Raw genomic sequence first — 6,349 nt, 5'->3', positions numbered from 1 at the left:
GCCCTGCGCCGCGCAGAGGTCCAGCAGGTCGAGATCGGCACCGGCGTGCCAGCGCCCGGTGAACAGGTCGACCGCCCGGCCGTCGGCCCGCAGCCGGGGCGCCATCCGCTCGACGAGCGCGAGGGTGGCCGGGGAGCGGTCGCAGACCGACCCGCCGTGCTTGCGGTGCAGGGCCCAACGGCTCAGCCACCCCGCGGCGTCGACGTCGTCCCCGTCCGTCAGCAGCCGTTCCGCACCGCACTCCGCCAGCAGCGCCAGCCAGAACTCGTCGTCGGCGACCTTGGTGCCGAGCCCGGCCGGCATGATCTCCAGCAGACGGGTCCGGACGGCCGGCCGCTCTTCCGCGAGGACCGGGAGAACGGAGCGGTAGGCGGACCAGAAGGACGCGGGAGCCCGGACGGCGGCGGGAGAGGCGATCAGGTCGGCGACGAGGACGCACTCCTCGGTGGTCCGGTCCAGACCGGCCGCCCTGATCAGACCGCGCGCGTCCTGCGGCAGCGAGGCGTACGGCGGCATGCCCGCCGCGCAGCGCTCCACGGTCAGCTGCCGGAACTGTGCCCACGCCGTGGCGGGGTCGAGCCGGCGGGCGAGGTCCTTCACGTACTCCTTGAGCGCCTTGACCGTCAGAGCGCCCGCGAAGGCGAACTCCAGGAACACGGCACGCTGCCGCTCCTCGTCCACCGCCAGGGCGTGCACCCGCTCGGCCTCACGGGCCTTGCCGAAGAAGGCGGCGGCGTACGTCGTGTTGTCGTGCTGGAGGAAGACCCGGGCCGCCTGCTCGTAGAAGGTGGGAAGGAAGTGCGGCACCGTCCGGCCGAGCCGGGTGCCGAGCTCCTCGAAGCCTTCCTTGGCCGTGCCGGGGCGGGACTTGGCCTGGCGCGCGAGCCGTTCGACGTCCTTGACCAGGGCCAGCGCGTGGTGGCCGTTGGCCGGGTCGTTGACCAGCGCCCAGGCAGGGAAGCCCAGGGTTTCCCGGCGCACCTGGCCGACCTCGGGGGTCTCCGGCTCCCGGACCAGTCCGAGGAACTCCAGGGCCAGGTCCTCGGCCTCGCCGAGGGTGCCCGGCACCAGCCGGACCACGCGCCGGTCGTCCAGGCCGGGGTGGGTGTAGGTGCGTACGGTGAGGGAGTCGGCGTCCTCCCGGGCGGTGGTGCCCGGGGGCAGGACGGCGCCGGCGTCGAGCAGTGCGCCCGTGGTGGTGTCGTCGAATGCCGTGGTCGTCATGCCGCCCGCTCCTCGTCCTCGATGTCCCGCCCCGCGTACAGTGCGGCCGCCATGCGCATGCCCTCCGACCAGGCGACCGGCCCGACCCGGCCGAGCTTCAGCGCCCGGCCCGCGGGGTCGGTCCACATGAGGGGACCGGTCTCGGCCTCCTCGTAGCCGTCGTAGTCGCCGATCCACACCCGGGCCTCGCAGGCGCGGCCGTCCTCCAGCACCGGGCAGACCGCGTGCCCCCCGCGCACGCGGTAGCCGAGCTGTGCCGCCCTGCCGTGCAGGAAGCGCAGCTCCTTGAACGCCCCGCCGGCGTACTCCTCGACCTGCGTGCCCTCGGCGTCGAGCGTGGCCGGGCGGTGCCACACCTCGCGGAAGAGCTGCTGGGCCCGCTGTTCGACGCCGAGTTCGACGGCGAACTCGCGCAGGTCCTCCAGGTCGTCGAGGAGCACGGGATGCGGGATGCGGAGGAGTTCGGGGGTGATGCGCACGGTGTCGCCGTCGAGGTCGACCAGTCCGAGTCCGCGCTCGCCGTCGGCGTCCCGCAGGAAGCCCGCGACCTCACCGTCGGCTCCCGTGACGACGACGTCCCGCAGGGCGGACTGCCAGGCCGGGTCCGGCCAGACGCGGGCGACGACGGCGAGCGGCACCGGGAGCGAGCGCACCATCCAGCGCTCGACGTCGGCCAGGCACTGGCGCTCGTGCCGCTCCAGCCACTCGGCCAGCTGCCGCAGTCCCACCACCGCAGGGTCGTCGGACAGCTTGGGCGGCACGGACTTCAGCCGCCGTCCGGCGGCGTTGCGGCACACCACCTTTCCGCCGTCGAGAGCGACCTCGTAGTCGCCCGCCGTCACCCACCCCATGTGTGCCTCCCCGCACCGCAGTGATCAAGTGACGGGAACTGTAGGACAGGCCACTGACAACGCCCTTCGGCTCCCGCGGGTGACGCTCCGGACCGCCGACCCCGGCGGAACCGGCCACCGTGGAATGTGTACGGCCGGAGAAGGCCTGGAGATGGTGTGACGGCCGCCGCGGGCCGGCCGGCGCGGTGTTCCCCGGGTTCCCGGGAGAGCCGGGACGCGTCCGTCTTCGTGCGGTGACGACCCCTGTGCAGAAGCCGTGGACCGGCTGTCGAGGACGTGCGGGCGGGGTGTGCGGATACCGGCAGCCGGCCTTCACGAAACCTTTTCCCGGGCTGGCCAGAAGGTGCCTTGTTCCCTCAACTTCCAACGCCTGAAGGTGGGTTGAGCACTTGAGCATCAGGAGTCACAAGCATGCTGCTTGACCCGGACCACCGACCGGTCCGGGCACTGACGGGGGAATCTGATGCGGTGCGCTCGGCCGCCGTCGTCCACTCGCACGGGTCGCACGGCGCCGTCTGCCGCGCCGAATCCGGAACTTCCTCCTCCGCCGTCTGTCTCCTGGTGTCTTCGTCCCGTGCCCGAGACAGGGATAGGAGGGGGAGAGCCGATGAGCGCGGTGAGCGCCGCCAAGCCGACGTATCCCGGCGTCTACGTCGAAGAGCTTCCCAGCAGCACCCGCACCATCTCGACCCTGACCACTTCGGTGACCGCCTTCGTGGGCCACACCCGACGCGGTCCGCTGAACGAGCCGGTACGCGTCACCAGCTTCGCGGAGTTCGAGCGCCGCTTCGGCGGCCTGAGCGCACGCAGCGCCGTCGGCTACGCGGTGCACCAGTTCTTCGGCAACGGCGGCACGGTCGCCGTCGTCGTCCGGGTCAACAGGGCAGGCAGCGGCAAGGCCGCCGGCGTCACCCTGGAGTCCACCGAGGGCCACAGCGGGAGCAGGGTCCTGGAGGTGCACGCCAAGGAGCCCGGCGTGTGGGGCAACGGCCTGCGCGTCGCCGTCGACCACGACACACCGTGCCCCGACGAGACCTTCAACCTGCGCGTGTACGACGCCAGGGGCGACGCCCGGGAGAGCTTCACCGGGCTGTCCGTGGACACCTCGAACGACCGCTACGCGCAGACCGTGATCAACGCGGGCTCCCGGCTGATCCGCGTCGAGGTGGTCGGCGAGGGCCGCCCCGACCCGTCCGGCACGGTCTCCAAGCCGTTCGGAAACGAACTGCCCGACCTCGCCGTCGACCTGACCGTCAAGATCGGTGACGTGGAGCGCGAGTTCACGCTCTACGACCCCGACCGCGACGGTGAAGCCCCTTGTGGCGTCACAGAGCTGGCGCTGCTGCTCGAGCGCAAGCTGCGCGCGCTGCCGGACGCTCCCGGCAGGCACGCCTTCGCGGGCGCCGAGGTCACCGCCTTCGGCCGGCGCATCCAGGTCGTCGCGGGCTCCACCGACCCAGAGGACGTCGTCCGCTTCCTCGGCGAGTGCGCCAACGACCTCGGCCTGGAGGCCTGCGTCAACCCGCCGGTGTTCCCGCTGGAGGGCGGCGAGGACGGCGAGGCCCCCGGACCGCGCGACCTCATCGGCTCCGAGGCCGACAAGACCGGCATCCAGGCGCTGCGCGCAGTCGCCGACGTCAACCTCCTCGCCCTGCCGGAACTGGCGGCCTACGAGAAGACCGAGGACGCGATCACGGTCGTGTCCGCCGCCCAGCGACTGTGCGAGGAGCGGCGGATCTTCCTGCTCGTCGACGCGCCCGGCACCTGGGTCAGCGTGGACACCGCACGGGCCGGCCTGGCCGCATTCGACGCCGTACGCGGCAACCACGCGGCCCTGTACTTCCCGCACCTCCAGCTCACCGACCCGCTCACCGGGCGGCTGCGCTCGTTCCCGCCCTCCGGCGCGGTCGCGGGCGTCATCGCGCGCACCGACTCCGAGCGCGGCGTGTGGAAGGCACCGGCCGGCACCGAGGCCCGGCTCGCGGGCGTCCACTCGCTCACGGTCAACCTGACCGACCGCGAGACCGGACTGCTCAACCCGCTCGGCGTCAACTGCCTGCGGACCTTCCCGCTGACCGGCCCGCTGGTCTGGGGCGCCCGTACCCTCGAGGGCTCCGACGCCCTCGACAGCGACTGGAAGTACGTCCCCGTACGACGGCTCGCCCTGCACGTCGAGGAGAGCCTGCAACGCGGCCTGCAGTGGGTCGTGTTCGAACCCAACGACGAGAACCTGTGGCAGCAGATCCGGCTCAGCGCCTCCTCGTACCTGCACACGCTGTTCCGGCAGGGCGCCTTCAAGGGCGGCACCCCGCGCGAGGCCTACTTCGTCAAGTGCGACAGCGACACCACCACCGACCAGGACATCGCCAACGGCGTGGTCAACGTCCTGGTCGGGATCGCACCGGTCCGCCCGGCGGAGTTCGTGATCGTCAAAATCCAGCAGACGTCCGCGCAGTTCGAGCTGTAGGCCCACGGGAATCCCGGAGAGCTGAAGGAATCCGATGGCAGAGTTCACCGTCAACGCCCATCGTTTCGACCCCTACAAGAACTTCAAGTTCCTGGTCCTGTGGGACGGTCGTACGGTCGCCGGCATCAGCAAGATCAGTCCGCTGAAGCGGACCACGGAGGTCGTCAAGCACCGGCACGGCGGCGACCCCAGCTCCCCGCGCAAGTCGCCGGGACGCTCCGAGTTCGAGGGCGTCACCCTGGAGCGCGGGGTCACCCACGACCCCGAGTTCGACCGCTGGGCCAACAAGGTGTGGCAGGTCGGCGCGGGCCTCGGCTCCGAGGTGTCCCTCGCCGACTTCCGCAAGGACATCGTCATCCAGGTCCTCAACGAGGCCGGCCAGGTCGCCGTCTCGCACAAGCTGTACCGGACCTGGCCCAGCGAGTACCAGGTGCTCGGCGAACTGGACGCCAACGCCAACGCGGTCGCGATCCAGAGCCTGAAGCTCGAGTGCGAGGGCTGGGAGCGGGACTACGAGGTCCCCGAGCCCGAGGAGCCCTCCTTCCTCAACCCGGCGTGAGAAGACGGCAGCCGAGTATCGGGTGGAGAACATGACGATCACCGCAGCGGCCGGACTGCTCACCGCCTGGGAGACCGGGCTCGCGCAGGCACCGGCCGGACGCGCCCTGCTGCTGCACCGCACCGCACGCCCCGACCTGGGCGGCGACACCGAGGCACTGCTCGGGCTGCCGGTGGGCGAGCGCGAGGCGGACCTGTTCGCGCTGCGCGGGGCCCTGTTCGGCGACCGGATGCAGGTGCGCGCCGAGTGCGGGGCGTGCGGCCAGGACATGGAGTTCGACCTGGACACGGCGGAATTCGCCCGCCCCCCGGCAGCCTCGCGCGACCCGCTGCTGCGGGTGGTGCAGGACGGCTGGGAGATCGAGTTCCGGCCGCCCGGCGTCGCCGACCTGACGGCGGGTGCCCGGGGGGCCCCCCCCCGCCCCGCCCGGCTCGCCCCGGGGGGCGTCTCGGCCGCGCGGGACGGAGCTGCCGTGCCGGCGGAGGCGCTGCCCGCCGCCGTGCAGCGCCGGATCGCCGAGGCCACGGAGGCGGCGGATCCGGGCGCCGACCTCACGCTCGACATCGGCTGCCCCGAGTGCGGTACGGCCACCCGGGCCGAGCTGGACATCGCCTCCTACCTGTGGACCGAACTCGACGCCTGGGCACGGGACCTGCTCCTCGACATCCATCTGCTCGCCACCGCGTACGGCTGGAGCGAGCCGGAGATCCTGGCGCTCAGCCCGCTGCGCCGCCACTACTACCTGGAGCTGTGCGCTGATGTCTGACGCCACGTCGGGGTCGCCACCGGCGGAGCCCGACTTCCTCGACCGGCTGCTCGCCCGGTACGCACCGGCCGCCGCGGCGCGCCCCGGCGTGGCTCGGGTACGGCCGAGGCTCGCCGGGCCCTTCGAACGGATAGAGGCGATACGGTCCACGGCCGGGGGCCCGGACGAGTCCGTGCCGCTGTGGCCCGTCGCCGCCCCGGTCGCGGCGCACCGGGACGACCCGGCGCGCCCGGGCGTCCACGAGGTCCGGCAGTACACCGAACGGGAGCGGGCGGTCGTACACACCGAACGGGTCCCGGCGCCCGGGCCCGCATCCCGCCAGGCCCCGCGGACCGAACGGGAGGCACCGCTGCTGCGCCCCACCGCGCCGGTGCTGCCCGGACCGCGGCCGTGGGGCGGCCCGCCGGGGGGGGGCGGGGGGCCCGGGGGGCCCCCGCGGCTCCGCGCCGTACTGGCCTCCTACACAGCCGTGCTGTTCGAGC

The 6,349-nt window shown here is 72.8% G+C and carries 4 protein-coding genes and 2 pseudogenes; 4 read left to right on the top strand and 2 right to left on the bottom strand.

Translation table 11 applies throughout. The features are described from left to right. Together ACFW2E_RS38940 and ACFW2E_RS38935 are read right to left on the bottom strand one after the other, a co-directional pair. Positions 1-1,224, bottom strand: a pseudogene (locus tag ACFW2E_RS38940) (hypothetical protein); the annotation flags it as partial. Beyond that, on the bottom strand, positions 1,221-2,075 hold the full coding sequence (locus tag ACFW2E_RS38935) for a DUF4132 domain-containing protein (RefSeq protein ID WP_384474411.1): 855 nt from the start codon (positions 2,073-2,075) through the stop codon (positions 1,221-1,223). The gene ACFW2E_RS38935 and the pseudogene ACFW2E_RS38940, both read right to left, overlap by 4 nt. Before the next feature lie 607 nt (positions 2,076-2,682). Between ACFW2E_RS38935 and ACFW2E_RS38930 the strand changes: the two genes are divergently transcribed. The 4 genes and pseudogenes from ACFW2E_RS38930 to ACFW2E_RS38915 form a co-directional block, all read left to right on the top strand. Continuing rightward, entirely contained in the window at positions 2,683-4,542 is a 1,860-nt protein-coding gene (locus ACFW2E_RS38930; protein WP_384474408.1) for a phage tail sheath family protein, read from the top strand. Positions 4,543-4,576: 34 nt separating this feature from the next. Beyond that, positions 4,577-5,101: a phage tail protein gene (locus tag ACFW2E_RS38925; RefSeq protein ID WP_102908267.1), complete on the top strand. Its 525-nt coding sequence runs from the start codon at positions 4,577-4,579 to the stop codon at positions 5,099-5,101. Between the two features lie 31 nt (positions 5,102-5,132). After that, positions 5,133-5,867, top strand: a complete 735-nt coding sequence (locus ACFW2E_RS38920; protein WP_384474405.1) for a hypothetical protein — start codon at positions 5,133-5,135, stop codon at positions 5,865-5,867. After that, positions 5,860-6,349, top strand: a pseudogene (locus ACFW2E_RS38915) (hypothetical protein); the annotation flags it as partial. The gene ACFW2E_RS38920 and the pseudogene ACFW2E_RS38915, both read left to right, overlap by 8 nt.

Origin of the sequence: Streptomyces sp. NPDC058964 (assembly GCF_042741275.1) — a bacterium.
Taxonomy (GTDB): Bacteria; Actinomycetota; Actinomycetes; order Streptomycetales; family Streptomycetaceae; genus Streptomyces.
This window is presented reverse-complemented; position numbering and strand designations above follow the sequence as displayed.